The 13336-nt window shown below is 70.8% G+C and carries 14 protein-coding genes; 4 read left to right on the top strand and 10 right to left on the bottom strand.

The window, feature by feature from the left end:
* Nucleotides 1–4: 4 nt before the first annotated feature.
* The 3 genes from KF837_01260 to KF837_01250 are packed head-to-tail and all read right to left on the bottom strand — an operon-like array spanning nucleotide 5 to nucleotide 2999.
* Nucleotides 5–1165 carry a hypothetical protein gene (locus KF837_01260; GenBank protein MBX3225904.1) on the bottom strand — a complete coding sequence of 387 codons (1161 nt, stop codon included), beginning with the start codon at nucleotides 1163–1165 and terminating at the stop codon, nucleotides 5–7.
* Nucleotides 1166–1184: 19 nt separating this feature from the next.
* Nucleotides 1185–2378: an acyl-CoA dehydrogenase family protein gene (locus tag KF837_01255; GenBank protein MBX3225903.1), complete on the bottom strand. Its 1194-nt coding sequence runs from the start codon at nucleotides 2376–2378 to the stop codon at nucleotides 1185–1187.
* A gap of 42 nt (nucleotides 2379–2420) precedes the next feature.
* Nucleotides 2421–2999: a Uma2 family endonuclease gene (locus tag KF837_01250; GenBank protein ID MBX3225902.1), complete on the bottom strand. Its 579-nt coding sequence runs from the start codon at nucleotides 2997–2999 to the stop codon at nucleotides 2421–2423.
* 57 nt (nucleotides 3000–3056) lie between these two features.
* On the opposite strand from KF837_01250, the gene KF837_01245 reads away from it, so the two are divergent.
* Nucleotides 3057–4091, top strand: a complete 1035-nt coding sequence (locus tag KF837_01245; protein MBX3225901.1) for a phosphotransferase family protein — start codon at nucleotides 3057–3059, stop codon at nucleotides 4089–4091.
* A 118-nt stretch (nucleotides 4092–4209) separates the two neighbouring features.
* Here KF837_01245 and KF837_01240 read toward each other — a convergent pair whose 3' ends face one another.
* Nucleotides 4210–5118: a hypothetical protein gene (locus KF837_01240; protein ID MBX3225900.1), complete on the bottom strand. Its 909-nt coding sequence runs from the start codon at nucleotides 5116–5118 to the stop codon at nucleotides 4210–4212.
* A gap of 30 nt (nucleotides 5119–5148) precedes the next feature.
* On the opposite strand from KF837_01240, the gene KF837_01235 reads away from it, so the two are divergent.
* Nucleotides 5149–6408: a pyridoxal phosphate-dependent aminotransferase gene (locus KF837_01235; GenBank protein ID MBX3225899.1), complete on the top strand. Its 1260-nt coding sequence runs from the start codon at nucleotides 5149–5151 to the stop codon at nucleotides 6406–6408.
* Nucleotides 6409–6510: 102 nt separating this feature from the next.
* Here KF837_01235 and KF837_01230 read toward each other — a convergent pair whose 3' ends face one another.
* The gene (locus KF837_01230) at nucleotides 6511–6792 is read right to left on the bottom strand and encodes a DUF2267 domain-containing protein (protein MBX3225898.1); all 282 of its coding nucleotides are present in this window, start codon (nucleotides 6790–6792) and stop codon (nucleotides 6511–6513) included.
* A gap of 212 nt (nucleotides 6793–7004) precedes the next feature.
* Between KF837_01230 and KF837_01225 the strand changes: the two genes are divergently transcribed.
* Nucleotides 7005–8411, top strand: coding sequence for a hypothetical protein (locus KF837_01225; GenBank protein MBX3225897.1), 1407 nt, complete (start codon nucleotides 7005–7007; stop codon nucleotides 8409–8411).
* 63 nt (nucleotides 8412–8474) lie between these two features.
* Here the strand turns inward: KF837_01225 and KF837_01220 are convergent, their stop codons facing one another.
* Nucleotides 8475–8975, bottom strand: coding sequence for a GNAT family N-acetyltransferase (locus tag KF837_01220; GenBank protein MBX3225896.1), 501 nt, complete (start codon nucleotides 8973–8975; stop codon nucleotides 8475–8477).
* A 22-nt stretch (nucleotides 8976–8997) separates the two neighbouring features.
* Between KF837_01220 and KF837_01215 the strand changes: the two genes are divergently transcribed.
* Nucleotides 8998–9420, top strand: a complete 423-nt coding sequence (locus KF837_01215) for a hypothetical protein (GenBank protein MBX3225895.1) — start codon at nucleotides 8998–9000, stop codon at nucleotides 9418–9420.
* Here the strand turns inward: KF837_01215 and KF837_01210 are convergent.
* The 4 genes from KF837_01210 to KF837_01195 are packed head-to-tail and all read right to left on the bottom strand — an operon-like array spanning nucleotide 9408 to nucleotide 13313.
* On the bottom strand, nucleotides 9408–10382 hold the full coding sequence (locus KF837_01210; protein ID MBX3225894.1) for a hypothetical protein: 975 nt from the start codon (nucleotides 10380–10382) through the stop codon (nucleotides 9408–9410). The genes KF837_01215 and KF837_01210 overlap by 13 nt on opposite strands.
* Complete coding sequence (locus tag KF837_01205; protein ID MBX3225893.1) at nucleotides 10370–11167, bottom strand: DUF455 family protein; 798 nt, start codon at nucleotides 11165–11167, stop codon at nucleotides 10370–10372. The genes KF837_01210 and KF837_01205 overlap by 13 nt, the downstream gene beginning before the upstream one ends.
* A complete protein-coding gene (locus KF837_01200; GenBank protein ID MBX3225892.1) occupies nucleotides 11134–11751 on the bottom strand; it encodes a hypothetical protein in 618 nt (205 codons plus the stop codon). The genes KF837_01205 and KF837_01200 overlap by 34 nt, the downstream gene beginning before the upstream one ends.
* Nucleotides 11748–13313 carry a metallophosphoesterase gene (locus KF837_01195; protein ID MBX3225891.1) on the bottom strand — a complete coding sequence of 522 codons (1566 nt, stop codon included), beginning with the start codon at nucleotides 13311–13313 and terminating at the stop codon, nucleotides 11748–11750. The genes KF837_01200 and KF837_01195 overlap by 4 nt, the downstream gene beginning before the upstream one ends.
* Between the last annotated feature and the right edge of the window lie 23 nt (nucleotides 13314–13336).

The following is a 13336-nucleotide window of genomic DNA, read 5'->3' as shown; positions in this document are numbered from 1 at the left end:
CTTATCACTCGGCGTCGGTCGCGGCGAGGACGACGACCTTTCGCCCGTCGCCGTGGAGCGCGAGGACGCCGAGGTCCCACGCGACGTCGTGGAACCACGGTCCCGACGCGCCGAAGGAGAGGAACACCGCGCGCCCCGCGGCGGCCTCGATCGCCTCGATGCTCGCGTCCGGCGCCGCGCCGGCGAGGACGGCGAGCGACGTCCACGCCGCGCGCCGGCCGTACGCGCCGCCGAGGCCGGTCGAGTGCGCGCCGCCGTTCGCCGCCGCGGCGAAGAGGGTGCCGAACACGGCGTCGGTCGTCACGCGCTTGCACTCGAGGCCCGAGCGCGGGACGTCCTTCGTCGACTCGAGCGGGAGCGCGCGGAGGAGCCAGCTGCCGAGCAGGCGCGCCTCGATCGGGGCCGTGACCTCGAACGCGCGCATCTCGATCTTGCCCTTCTTCCCCGAGCCCCACGGCTTCACCGCGCTCGCGATCGCGGGGTCGACAGCGACCTCCGTCATCTTCACGTCCTTGCTCTCGTCCGGCGGCGGCATCGAGCGCGCCGACATCGGGCCGCTCGCGAGCGCCTCGAGCACGCCGGTGAGACCGCGATCGCCGTAGAGCGGCATGTACGAAGGTGCTTCGCGTTCGAGCGGTCGCAGCGCGAGCGGCAGGCCGCCGAGCGGATGACCGTCCTTCGCGAGCTCCTCCGCGAGCGCCTGCGCTGCGGGGACGGAGGCGAGGCTCACGCGCCGGAGCACCAGCTCGTGCATCCAGCACGCGAACAGCTCGCGCTGCTTGCCGCCCGCGCGATCGAAGGCGGCCGCGAACGCCTCCTTCGTCTGCGCGTACCCGAGGCGCGAGGCGAACGCGCACTGGCGCTCCCCCTCGGTGCGAGGATCGACGAGGGACTTCAGCCGCGGCTCGCTCGCGAGCGCGAGGATGCCGTCGATCGCGACCGGATCCTGCGTCAACGCGAGCTGGTCCTCGACGAGATCGACGACGGTCTCGTAGGCGTCGGTCTTGTCGGACGTCGCGGCGGCCTCGAGGCCGCGCGCCAAGCTCGTGAGCTCGGCGGCGTGCCCCTCCTTCGCCCAGTCGGCGATCTCGGCGCAGACGCGCGTGACTGTGCCTTCGCTGCTGTCCTTGGCGAGCAGGTCGAGGACTTCGGCCGCAGAATTCATGGGGCGGCAGGATCGAAGATCAGACGAGCGTCGTCAACGCGCCACGTAGGAAGTCGCGCGCGACCACCACGTCGTGCACCTCGTCGGGCCCGTCGGCGATCCGCGCCGACCGCGCGAACCGATACCAGAGGGAAAACGGCAGATCTTCGCTGTATCCGAGGGAGCCGTGCATCTGGATCGCATCGTCGAGGAGCTGGCAGAGCGTCTTCGCGACGTGGTTCTTCGCCATCGACGAGTAGGGCCGCGCCTCCTTGTCGAGGCCGGCCTCGAGCATCGAGGCGCAGTGGATCGTCATCAGGTTGCCGGCGTGGATGCCGTGCACCGCGTCGGCGATCTTCTTCTGGATCAGCTGGTGATGCGCGAGCGTCTTGCCGAAGCTCTCGCGCGTCAGCACGTAGTCGCGGCACATCGCGAGCGCGCGATCGGCCCACCCGAGCCACCGCATGCAGTGCGTGAGCCGCGCGGGGACGAGCCGCTTCTGCGCGAGCATGAACCCCTGCCCCACCTCGCCCAGCACCGCGTCGTCGCCGACCTCGACCGCGTGGAAGCGGAGCTCCGCCTCGCGGTGCTGCAAGATCGGCGGGCTCATCACGGGGACGTCGCGCACGTGCTCCACGCCCTTCGCCTTGCGGTCGACGACGAACATCGTCGCGCCGGTGCGCGGATCGTCGCTCGTCCGCGCCATCACGATGAGGAACGCCGCGTCGCCGCCGCCGGTCGTGTACCACTTGTGACCGTCGACGACCCATCCTCCGTCGGTCTTCGTCGCACGCGTCTTGAGGTTCGAGGGATCGGCGCCGGCGCCGGGCGCGGGCTCCGTCATCGAGAAGCCGCTCGTGATCTCGCCGCGCGCGAGCGGCGCGAGCCACCGCGCCTTCACCGCCTCGCTGCCGGAGCGGAGGAGGAGGTCCATGTTCCCTTGATCGGGCGCGTCGCAGTTGAAGCACGCCGCGCCGACGGGCGAGCGCCCCATCTCACGAAAGAGCGCGCACATCCCCATGATGCCGAGCCCGAGCCCGCCGTGCTCGGTGGGCAGGTGCGGGACGAAGAGCCCCGCCGCACGCGCCTTCACGCGGAGCGCGTTCAGCGTGGTCCGCTCCTTCGTCTCGTCCTCTTTGAGGATCGCCTTCTCGGCAGGAATCACCTCGTCATCGACGAAGGCACGAACACGCGTACGAAGCTCGGCCAGCTGCGGAGGAAACCCGAAGGACATGACGCAGCAGCATACGCGCTCGCCTCGGCGCGAAGGACGGCGTCATCCGTCGTCGGCCGGGAGATCGAACACGCCGGCGTAGATCGCGTCGACCGAGAGCGTCGCCGCGGGCTGCTGGAGCGCGATCGTGGCCCCGGCTCCGAGCACCTCGAAACGGAAGCTGCCGTCGTCCTGACGCGTATACACCTCGACGCGCACCTCGCGCTGGGAGACGAAGAGGAGGTGCACGAGCGACTGGAGCGCGAGGTAACCTCTCTGCTTGTCCCCGCGGTCATACCCTTCCGTGCTCTTCGAGAGGACCTCGACGACGAGCGACGGATTCGTGATGACGTCCTTCGTGCCGGGACGCAGCTGAAGCGGCCCGCAGACGACGCTCCCGTCGGCGCAAACGAATTCATCGTCGTGGAGACCGAGCTTCTGGTCCGAGCTGAACGCCCCGCACGCCGTGCCGACCGCGGCACGGTCGAGGGCCGACGTCGCCCGCGCGCTCAGCCGGTTGTGCCGCGGCGAGCCGCCTGCCACCTCGACGACGTCGCCGCGAACGTAGTGATGACGGCCGGGTTGCTCGCGCTCCCATGCGAGGAACTCGTCCGCCGTCATCTTCGCGGACACATCGAGCATCCTCGAAAACCTACCACCGCGCGATTCGGTGGGTCGCATCGACTACAATCCGGCGGCATGACGCCGCCTGCGAATACGCGACCGCCGCGCGAAGCTCACAAGATCGACGCGGACGCGCTCGCGCGGTGGCTCGGGGTCGAGAAGGTGGAGGTGCTGCAGTTCAAGGGCGGGCAGTCGAACCCCACCTACTGGGTCGGCGCCGGCGACGAGGCGTTCGTCGTGCGGAAGAAGCCGCCCGGGAAGCTCCTCCCCTCCGCGCACGCGGTCGAGCGCGAGTACCGCGTGATGCGCGCGCTGAGGGACACCGACGTGCCGGTGCCCGACGCGATCTCGCTCTGTACCGACGAGGCCGTCATCGGGACGCCGTTCTTCGTGATGCGATGGGTGCCGAACCGCATCTTCTGGGACCCGACGCTGCCGGAGCTCGCGTCGAACGACGAACGCAAGACCTTCTACGCCGACTACGTGCGCGTGCTCGCGGCGATGCATCGGATCGACGTCGAGCGCGCCGGCCTCGGCGACTTCGGCAAGATCGGCGGCTTCGTCGCGCGCCAGGTCGATCGCTGGTCGAAGCAATACGAGGCCTCGCGCACGAGCACGATCGCGCCGATGGAAGCGCTCATGACGTGGCTCCGCGCGAACGTCCCCGCCTCCGACGAGACGACGCTCATCCACGGCGACTACCGGATCGACAACCTCCTCGTCGCCCCCGACGCGCCGCGCATCATCGGCGTCATCGACTGGGAGCTCTCCACCCTCGGTCATCCGCTCAGCGACCTCGCGTACGCGTGCCTCGGCTACCGCTTCAACCTGCCGGGGCGCGGGGGGCTCGCGGGCGTCGACGTCGGCGCGCTCGGGATCCCGACCGAGGACGAGATAGTTGCGCAATACAAAGAGCTCACGAAGCGGGACCGCATCGAAGGCTTCTCGTTCTTCATGTCGTTCGGCATCTTCCGCCTCGCCGCGATCGCGCAAGGCGTCTACGCGCGGAGCCTGCAAGGCAACGCGTCCTCCGACGACGCCGCGAGCTACGGCGCGGCGGTGACGATGCTCTCCGAGCTCGGCTGCAGCATCGCCGGCGTCTCTTTCTAGTTTCGAGAGGGGCTCTGCCCCTCTCGAGCTCTCCCCGCCGGGGGAATCTCGCGCGAAGACGCGCTCGCCGCCCCCGGCCCCCGAGAGAGACGGTCCCGCCGAGAGAGACGTTCCAACCTCAGTCGCACGAGAGCTCGTTCCTCGCGAGGCGGCAGCGGCCGTCGACGCAGATCGCGGGAGAGAGGCAGCGCGGACCGCGGACGTCATCGCACGCGGCGCCGTCCGCGGCGGGCGCCTCGCATACCGTCGTCGCGCCTTCGCGGAGCTCGCAGCGGCCGCCGGCGCCGCAGGTCCCCAGGCCGCCGTCGGGGAGCGCGGCGCAGCCGGCGCCGGCGGGGACGATGGTGCGCGCGACGCACTTCGCGTCGGCGCAGACGTGCCCCCGCAGCGCGTCGCAACCGGAGTCGACGAGCGAGCACTCCGCGCCGAGGGCGAGCGGCGCCGCGCAGACGCCGCCGGCGCACGCGAGCCCGAGCCCGCAGCGGTTCGTCGCGTCGCACGGAGCCCCGGCGCGCCCGAGCGGCGCGCAGAGGCCGCGCGTGCATCCGTGCCCCGCCGCGCAGTCGTCGGCGCTGGCGCACGGCGCGCCGGCCGCGCCGAGCGAGACGCATCGCCCGCAGGTGCCCGCGACGTCGATCTGGCAGCGGCCGCCGAGGCACTGCGCGCTCGTGGAGCAGGGCTCACCGTCGTCCCGATCGCCGCGCGGCGCGCAGCGCTCCGGGAGCTGCCGCACGCCGAAGAGGTCCTCGCAGGTCGCGGCGCGCAAGGCGCGGGCGCAGTCTTCGACGCTGCTCTGCGTCGTGTCGGTGTCGTCGACGTCGAGGTCGCGGCGGCAGTCTTCCATCCGCCGAGCGGCGCACGTCTTCTCGTCGCCCCAGGTGACGGCGAGGGTGAACGGCGAGCACTCGGCGAGGCGCTGGCAATACGCGGTCTGCATGTCGATGCAGACCTCGCGATCGCTCGGACCGCACGCGCCCGCCACCGCGAACACGGCGACGGTGACGGCGAGCAGCGACCAAACGCGCACGGCGAAAGAGTAGTGCTAGCGTGGGCCGCGATGGAGGAATTGCACGCGTTTCGTCCGGTCCCCAAGACCGGCGTCATCTTCGTCACGAGCGAAGCGACCAAGCTCGGCTTCTCGTCGAGCGATCCCGACTGGTGCAATCTGGGACAGGGGCAACCCGAGACGGGCGAGCTCCCCGGCGCGCCGGCGCGCGTGCACACGCTCGGGATCCACCCCGACGATCAGGAGTACGCGCCGGTCGCGGGCCTCTGGGAGCTGCGCGAGGCGATCGCTGGGCTCTACAACCGCCTCTATCGCAAGGGCCTGCCGTCGCAGTACAGCGCGGAGAACGTCTGCATCTCCGGCGGCGGTCGCGCCGCGCTCACCCGCGCCGCGGCGAGCCTCGGCAGCATCAACCTCGGGCACTTCATCCCGGACTACACCGCGTACGAGGAGCTCCTCGACATCTTCAAGGCGTTCACGAGCATCCCGATCCTCCTCGACGGCGAGCGCGGCTACTCCTTCACCGCCGACGATCTCCGGCGCGAGGTCCTCGGACGCGGCCTCTCCGCGCTCCTCCTCTCGAACCCCTGCAACCCGACCGGCAAGCTCGTCGCCGGCGAGGAGCTCGAGCGCTGGGTCGGCGTCGCGCGCGAGCTCGACTGCACGCTCCTCCTCGACGAGTTCTATTCGCACTACATCTATCGCGGCCGCCCGGGCCAGCTCCCGGTCGAGAGCGCGGCGCGCTACGTGAAGGACGTCGATCGCGATCCGGTCGTCGTCTTCGACGGCTTCACGAAGAACTGGCGCTACCCGGGCTGGCGCATCACGTGGGCGCTCGCGCCGAGGTCGGTCGTCGATCGCTTCGCGAGCGCGGGCTCGTTCCTCGACGGCGGGGGCTCGAAGCCGCTCCAGCGCGCCGCGATCCCGCTCTTCGACGACGACTACGTCACGAAGGAGACGCTCGCGATCCAGAACAGCTTCCGCGACAAGCGCGACAAGATGCTCTCGCGCCTCGAGCGCCTGGGGGTCCGCTTCGACCGCGTCCCCGACGGCACGTTCTACTGTTGGGGCAACGTCGCGGCGCTCCCCGCGCCGCTGAGCGACGGCATGGGCCTCTTCCGCGCGGGCCTGACGAAGAAGGTCATCACGGTGCCGGGGGAGTTCTTCGACGTGAACCCAGGCAAGCGCCGCCACGGCCACAACCGCGCGAGCCGCCTCCGCGACTACGTGCGCTTCTCCTTCGGCCCCAGCCAGGAGAGCCTCGACAAGGCCTACACCCGCCTGGAACAGCTCATCGCCGAAGCAAGCTGATCGCTCGCACGCACGCGTCCGCGCGGGCGATTCGGGGCCGTGCTCGACGTCGCGTCTATCCGAACGTGGCGGCGATTTCGAGGGGCGTGCTCGACGTCGCGTCTATCCGAACGTGGCGGCGATTTCGGGGCCGAGCTCGCGTCGCAGGGCGGCGAGGACGGCGCGTGGGAGGGAGCGCGCGAGGGCGCCGCAGACGGCGCGAGCGTGGAGCTGCGCGGTCTCCGGCGCGACGTCCTCGAGCTCACCGACGTGCGCGTAGAGCTCGGCGACGTCGAGCGCCCCGCCGAAGCGCGGGCCGTGCACGTGCGCCGCGAGCGCGGGCGGCAACGAGCGCCGCACGCGCTCCGCGAGCTCGGGCGACATCCGCGCCACGAGCGCGCCCAAGGTGGCGCGGATCGCACGGTCCACCTCGGCGTCCGTCACACCGCCGCCGGCGACGACGCGCGAGCTCAGCGATTCTACGGATTCTCCGGGGAGGGATTCTTCGTGTGATTCGGGTGATTCTTCGGGAAGCGATCTCCGGCCCATGAGCCCACCAGCTGCAACGTCCATACCTCGTTCGCGATTCGGCACGCTCGCTGCAGGCCAACGTGCTCATGAATACGAGCAAGGCGGCCGACCCCGAGCGTGCACGGAGATACTTCGAAGAACGATTGGCCTTCACGACCGGCCCTGCGGAGCTGTCGTCCGCGATGAAGGACGGCGCCGTGCACGTCGTCGACGTACGCGCGAAAGAGGACTTCGATCGAGCCCATATTCCGGGCTCCGTGAACCTCCCGGAGGACGCGTGGGACACCGAGCACGGCCTCTCGCGCGAGCGCCAAAACGTGCTCCTTTGTTATTCCGCCGATTGCCGACTAGCGGCGCGCGCCGCCGCCACGTTCGCCGCAAAAGGCTATCGTGTCGCCGAGCTCGAGGGCGGCTTCGCCGCGTGGCAAAAGCACGATCTCCCGATCGAGCGATCGACCGAAGCCGACAACCCGCTCACGCGCGCCCGCGCCCACCTCGCGTCCACCCGCCATGCGGAAGGCACGACATCGACCGAGCCCCCGCAAGCCAACGCCGCGAGCGACGAACCGAAGACAGCGAACGCGGACAGGGAACCGGCGCACGGCACGGCGACCAAGGAGCAAACCGAAGCTGCGAGCCGCGAGGAACAGACCGAAGCGCCCGACGTCGAACCGAAGGCAGCAACGGCGAAGAGCGACACAACGAGCGAGAAGCGGACTGAAGCTGAATCGGAGCCGGCGGAGGCGGACGCCGCGGCCGCGAAGCGAGCGGAGAGCGACGGCGCGTCGAAGACGGACGCAGGCGGCGCAGCGACGCTCGACGCGACGACAGAGAAGCAGGCCGAATCCGCAGACCTTGAATCGAAAGCCGCAAAGGCAGCGGCCGATGCGACGAACGACGCGGCGAGCGAGGAACGGCCTGAAGCTTCCAACGCCGAATCGACGGCGGCGACGACGACGACCGACGCAAAGAGCGACCAACAGGCCAAAGCGGCCGACGCCGAATCGAAGGCAGCAACGGCGAAGAGCGACACAACGAGCGAGAAACGGGCTGAAGCTGAATCGGCCGACGCCGAATCGGAGCCCGCGGAGGCAGGCGCCGCGGCCGCGAAGCGAGCGGAGAGCGACGGCGCCTCGAAGACGGACGCAGGCGGTGCTGCGACGCTCGACGCGACGACAGAGAAGCAGGCCGAATCTGCAGACCGTGAATCGAAAGCCGCAAAGGCAACGGCCGACGCAAAGACCGATATGGCCGGACCGGAGCAGAACGCCTCCGACGGCGACAAAGCGGAAGCGGCGCCGCCAGATCGCCTGGACCGACGAGATGCAAAGTCCACGTCGCCAACTCCACGCCAGGGCCGACGCGATGCAGAGAGCCCACCACCAGGCCGGCGAGACACGGAGAGCGCGGCGACGACACCGGGGCGGCTCGACCGAAGAGACGTGAAGGGCGCGGCGCCGCCGTCAGGGCGCGCGGATGGAGGGCCGCGATGACGTTGGGGGAGTCACTTCGCAGGAATGCCATCTTCCTCGTCACGGTCGGGGTCGTCCTCCTGGCTACGCTCCTCCTCGTGATCGCGTGGGCGGTGGGTGTCGAGAAGGCCCACTGACCGGGGGCGGCTCGAGTCGCTTTCGGTATTGCACGAAGCCGCTGCGCTCGGCGACGGCGTCGTAGAGCTTCATTGCCGTCTCGTTGGTCTCGTGCGTGAGCCAGTAGAGCCGCTCGGCGCCGCTGCGCTTCGCGTCCGTCGCGACGTGGTCGATCAGCGCGCGGCCCACGCCGGCGCCGCGCGCGCCGGCGGAGACGAAGAGGTCCTGGAGGTAGCAGTAGTCTCCGGCGGTCCACGTCGAACGATGGAAGAGCCAGTGCACGAGGCCCACCGCGCGATCGGCGTCGAACGCGAGCGCGGCCCACATCGGCTCCGTCGGATCGAGGAAGCGCGCCCACGTGCGCTGCGTGACGGTTTGGGGAATCTCCGCCTCGTAGAAGCGTTGGTAGCCGAGCCAGAGCTCCTCCCAAACCGAAAGGTCTTCCAGCGTGACGGCGCGAATCCTCATCGCTCGATGCTACGCTCCCTTCATGCGCCTCCACCGCCTTCAAGCCGCCCTCTTCGTCGCGCAGATCGCAGGCCTCTACGCGTTTTGCCGCGCGGCGGTGCAGATCCCCGTCCACGTGCTCGCGGCGTCGACCGCGCTCGCCGCGGCGGCCATGCTGTTCGGCGCCACCGCCGCGCTCCGCGCGCGGACGTGGGGCGTCGGCCTCGCGTTCGCGTCGGCGGTGGCCTTCGCGTCGGCAGCGGCGCTCAAGATGGGCCCCTCCTTCTTCTGGCTCATCGCGGCGGCGGGCACCGCGCCGATGCTCCTCAGCGCGAGGCCGTTCGCGCGCTTCAGCCGCTCCGCCACCGCGCTCTTCGTCCTCATCGCCGTCGTGTGCGGCGTCGGCTCGGCGCTCCTCTGGCGCGAAGCCGCGCCCGAGGTCTGGCGCTTCGTCTACGGGCGCTGAACGGGCGGAGCGATCGGAGCGTCCTGAGCGCGCGCCGCGACCGAAGCGCGCCCCGCGAGGAGCCCGCTCGCAGGGAAGCCCATCGAGTAGCGCGCGTTGATCTCGCTCCGCGGATTGAGCACGATGCGATCGCCGTCGCGATGCTCGAACGCGTCGACGCCGAACGGACCGAAGTAGCCCGCGGCGTGCAGCGCGGACGCGACACGCCGCGCCTCGTCGCCGAGGTCGCCGAGGTCGCCGAGCGACGGTACCAGGATGTCCTCCGGCCCCTCCGCGTCGAGCGGCGCGCTCTCGCGCCACTGGCCGCTCGCGTCGCAGCGTTGCTCGACGACGCGTCCGAGCCGGAGCGTCCCGTCCGCGGCGAGCATCCCGTGCACCGTGAGCTCCCGCACGATCGCGACCTCCGGCTCGATCTGGAGCCCGCCGTCCCGCTCGATGCTCGCGGCGATGAAGCGCCGATCGGCCCCGCTCAGCGCGCCGGGCGCGATCGGCCGCTGGCCTCGCCCCGCCATCCCGTACGCGCGCTTCGCGCGCCACTGCCGACCGATCGGCGGCAGCGCCGCCACCGTCCTCGCCGCCTCCTCCACCGACACGACGAACACCGCGCCGGCGAGCGTCTGCCCGAGCTCCGCGCAGAACCCTCGCCCGTTCACCCGCCGCAACACCTCGAACGCCGGATGCACCTCCGGCTCCACGCCGTGGCGACGCATGAGCGCGATCGCGCGCGGCGTCGGACAGAACGCGCGCCCGCGGAGCGCCGCCGCCCCCACGCCGAGCCGCGACGTGTCCCCCGCCAGCACCACGTCGTCCGGGCCCACCAGCGAGCGCGCGAGCTTCGCCACGTGCTGCGCCATCGCGCCGAGCACGCCCTTCGAAGGCGCGTACTCCTTCCCCGCCGCGAGCTCGAGGTCGGCGTCGAGGTTCAACACCCACGCGACGTGCTCGCCGCTCACGGCTCCCACGCGTCGAGCGCGTCGAGGAACGCGTCGCTCTGCCCCGCCTTCTTACGCGCGCCCCGCGCCAAGGGACGCCCCCGCATCAGGAGCGGCGTGAGCGGCGCGGGCAAGCAGCGGCTCCACGTCGCGAAATCGAGGCCGCCGGTGAGCTCCGTGAACCAGCGCACGCCGAAGCGGACGTGCGCGATCTCCTCCAGCCCGACGAGCTCCTGCACGCGCGCGCTCTCGTCGTCGCCCGCGGCGCGGAAGCGATCCGCGAACGTCGCGGCGTGCTCGAGGTTCGCGCTCTCCAGGCCGAGCCCCATCACCGCGCAGAAGCTCGCCGCGTCCTCGCACGTCGGCACGCGCTCCCAGAACCAGTCGCGCACCGCGAAGTCGCCCACGCGATGGCCCAGCGCCTCGATGCGCGCCGCGTACATCCGCATGTGGCGCGCCTCGTCGAGCGCGACGCGGACGAGGCCGGCGCGGAAGTCGCGCGGCGTGCTCGGGAACGCGAGGAGCGCCCAGAGCATCAGCTCCGCCGCCTGCAGCTCGTGATGGAGGAACGTGTGGAGCGCGCGCGCCCGGCCCGACGGCGCGTTGAGGCCGCGCGTCTTCTCCGCCCGCGCCGTGACCTGGAGCTCGGGCGGACGGCCCGGCGCGGCGAGGCGGAGCGGCGGCACCGGCGCGACCGACCACTCCTCCGGCGGATCGGGCGGCGCGAGCTTGTGCGCGAGGTCCGTCGACTCGACGTACGCGCGCGCCCAGGCCTCGACCGTCACTTCAGCTTCGCGTCGCAGAGGGCGACGCACATGCGGTCGCCTTGCTCTTTGCAGATCGTCTTGAGGAGGCGGATCTCGTCCGTCGACGCCTTCCCCTCCACCACCTTCGGCTCGAGGATGTCGCGCGCCTCCTTCGTCTTCTTCTTGAGGAACAGGTCGCGCGCCTTCGCCGCGTCGGTGTCCGGCTCCTTGTGTTCGAGCAGGACCTCCGCCGGCGGCGTCTTCGGGAGGCCGCCGTCGAGCTTCAGCTTCTTCACCCCGAGCTTCTGCGCGCACTTGTCGACGCAGACCTCGTCGCCCTGCTCGTTGCACACGTGCGCGAGCAGCTCGATCTCCGGCTTCGTCCCCTCCGCCCCGAACGCCTTCGGCTCGAGGACGAGGCGCGCCATCCAGTGCTGGCCGTTCTCCTCGTATTGCCGCGCCTGCTCGTACGGCGTGGTGGGGAGCGCGGCGTCGACGAAGGTGCTCACCGGCACGCCGCTGATCGCGACCGGCGGGACCGGCATCGGCGCGGAGTCGATCACCGGCGTCGGCTCGACCTGCGGCTTCTTCTCGTTGCAGGCGAGCGCCGGCCCGAGCAGCACGAAGAAGGAGAAGAGGAGACGATGCTTCACGGCTTCTTGACCCACACCTCGACGTTCTTGTCCTTCGCCGTCACGTCATCGACCGGGAGCCAGCCGCTCGTGAAGTCGACGACGCCGCGGCGGCGCCCCTCCTCCGCGACCTCGTCGCCCTCCACCGCGATGTCGACGCCGGTCGCGCGGAGCATGAGCCACCCGTTGTCCTGATCGTAGATCTCCGCGATCCGGAACTGGTGCGGATAATCCGCGATCGCCGCGGTCATCACCTCCCAGTAGGCGTGGCCGTTCGTGGCGCGCACGGCCTGCACACGATGACGATGCGAGTGGCCGACCATGCTGAAGACGACGTTGTCGTAGTTGCCAATGAAGTCCGCCCAGTCCTGGGTGAGGAGCGCGTCCGGCTCCGGGCTCCCGCCGAGGCCGTCGCCCTTCGAGAGGCTCGTCGCGGCGTGATGGGAAGAGAGGATGACGAATTTGCCGTCGCGCTTCGCGGTGTCGAGCATCTCCTTGATGTGGTCGTCGACGTGACGCCGCGTGATGACGCCCTCGGCGCCGCCGGTCTCGTGCGCGGTGTCGAGGATCAAGAACCGGAGCGGCGTCCCCTCCACGTCGAAGGTGTACGTCGCGCGCCCCGTCTCCTTCTCTTTCGCGCCGATGCCGTGGCCGTCTTTGTCCGCGCCGACTTTGGCCATCAGGTCTTTGCGGGAGAGGAGCGCGCGCCGCGGATCGGGCACGACGAAATTGCCGCTCTCGACCGTGCCCGGCTTGCCGTCCCGGTAATTGCGAGTACCGCCGCTCGCGTCGGTGCCGATCGCGACCGAATTACGAAGCGCGATATCGAAGTTGCCCTGAACGAGGATGTCGTGATTGCCGGTCACCCACCACCACGGCATCGCGAGCCCCTCCGCCGCGAAGGCGTCCTTCGGATCGTTCGCCGGACCGGGCACGAGGTCGGTGTCGTCGCCCGAGTCGCACTTCACGCTCGGGGAGCCGGAGAGGAAGCCGAGCACCCAGTCGACCTCGTTCACCTGCGCGTTGTCGGCGTTGTCGCCGCCGGTCACGGTGAAGTCGATCGGGTCCTTCGCATGGAGCGCGTTGATCGTGCGGACGGCGGCGTTGCCCATCCGGCAGAGGTACGGGTCCTGGGGGCGGAGCGCGGAGGACGTGAGCCCGGGGGAGTCGAAGTTGCCGAGGCGCGTCGGCGTCTCGTCGTCCGCGATCTGGAGATCGGCGAGGTGGACGAAGCGCGTGAGCCGCTTGGCGTTGGGCCCCGGCGGCGGCGGCGTCGAGTCGTCGAGCGTGCGCGTCACGTACGCGTCGCCGCTCCCCGCGCCGAGCTCGCCGAAGCCCTGCTCGAGCATCCCCGCCAGCACGTCGGGGAACGAGGGGTTCTTCGTCGTGGACGGATCGACGCGCGCCGTCTTCGGGACCAGCGTCTTGTCCACCGTCGTGGGCGGCGTCTCGGTCAACGGCGCGATCGTCGGCGCCGGCGGCGGACCGGCGTCGAGCCCTGCGCCGCCGCCCCCGTCACCGCTGTCCGCGCACGCGAGGAAGGCGAGCGCGACGAAGGCGCCGAATGCGACGAAGCGAAGCACGGCGGAGATTGTACCATCGGGCG

Source organism: Labilithrix sp., from assembly GCA_019637155.1.
GTDB lineage: Bacteria > Myxococcota_A > Polyangia > Polyangiales > Polyangiaceae > Labilithrix.
This window is presented reverse-complemented; position numbering and strand designations above follow the sequence as displayed.

What these genes read in the sequence shown, in the direction of transcription:
- KF837_01220 (MBX3225896.1), bottom strand. Translation starts at nt 8,975, where the DNA reads ATGAGGATTCGCGCCGTCACGCTGGAAGACCTTTCGGTTTGGGAGGAG.
- KF837_01235 (MBX3225899.1), top strand. Translation starts at nt 5,149, where the DNA reads ATGGAGGAATTGCACGCGTTTCGTCCGGTCCCCAAGACCGGCGTCATC.
- KF837_01255 (MBX3225903.1), bottom strand. Translation starts at nt 2,378, where the DNA reads ATGTCCTTCGGGTTTCCTCCGCAGCTGGCCGAGCTTCGTACGCGTGTT.
- KF837_01260 (MBX3225904.1), bottom strand. Translation starts at nt 1,165, where the DNA reads ATGAATTCTGCGGCCGAAGTCCTCGACCTGCTCGCCAAGGACAGCAGC.
- KF837_01245 (MBX3225901.1), top strand. Translation starts at nt 3,057, where the DNA reads ATGACGCCGCCTGCGAATACGCGACCGCCGCGCGAAGCTCACAAGATC.
- KF837_01225 (MBX3225897.1), top strand. Translation starts at nt 7,005, where the DNA reads ATGAATACGAGCAAGGCGGCCGACCCCGAGCGTGCACGGAGATACTTC.
- KF837_01215 (MBX3225895.1), top strand. Translation starts at nt 8,998, where the DNA reads ATGCGCCTCCACCGCCTTCAAGCCGCCCTCTTCGTCGCGCAGATCGCA.
- KF837_01250 (MBX3225902.1), bottom strand. Translation starts at nt 2,999, where the DNA reads ATGCTCGATGTGTCCGCGAAGATGACGGCGGACGAGTTCCTCGCATGG.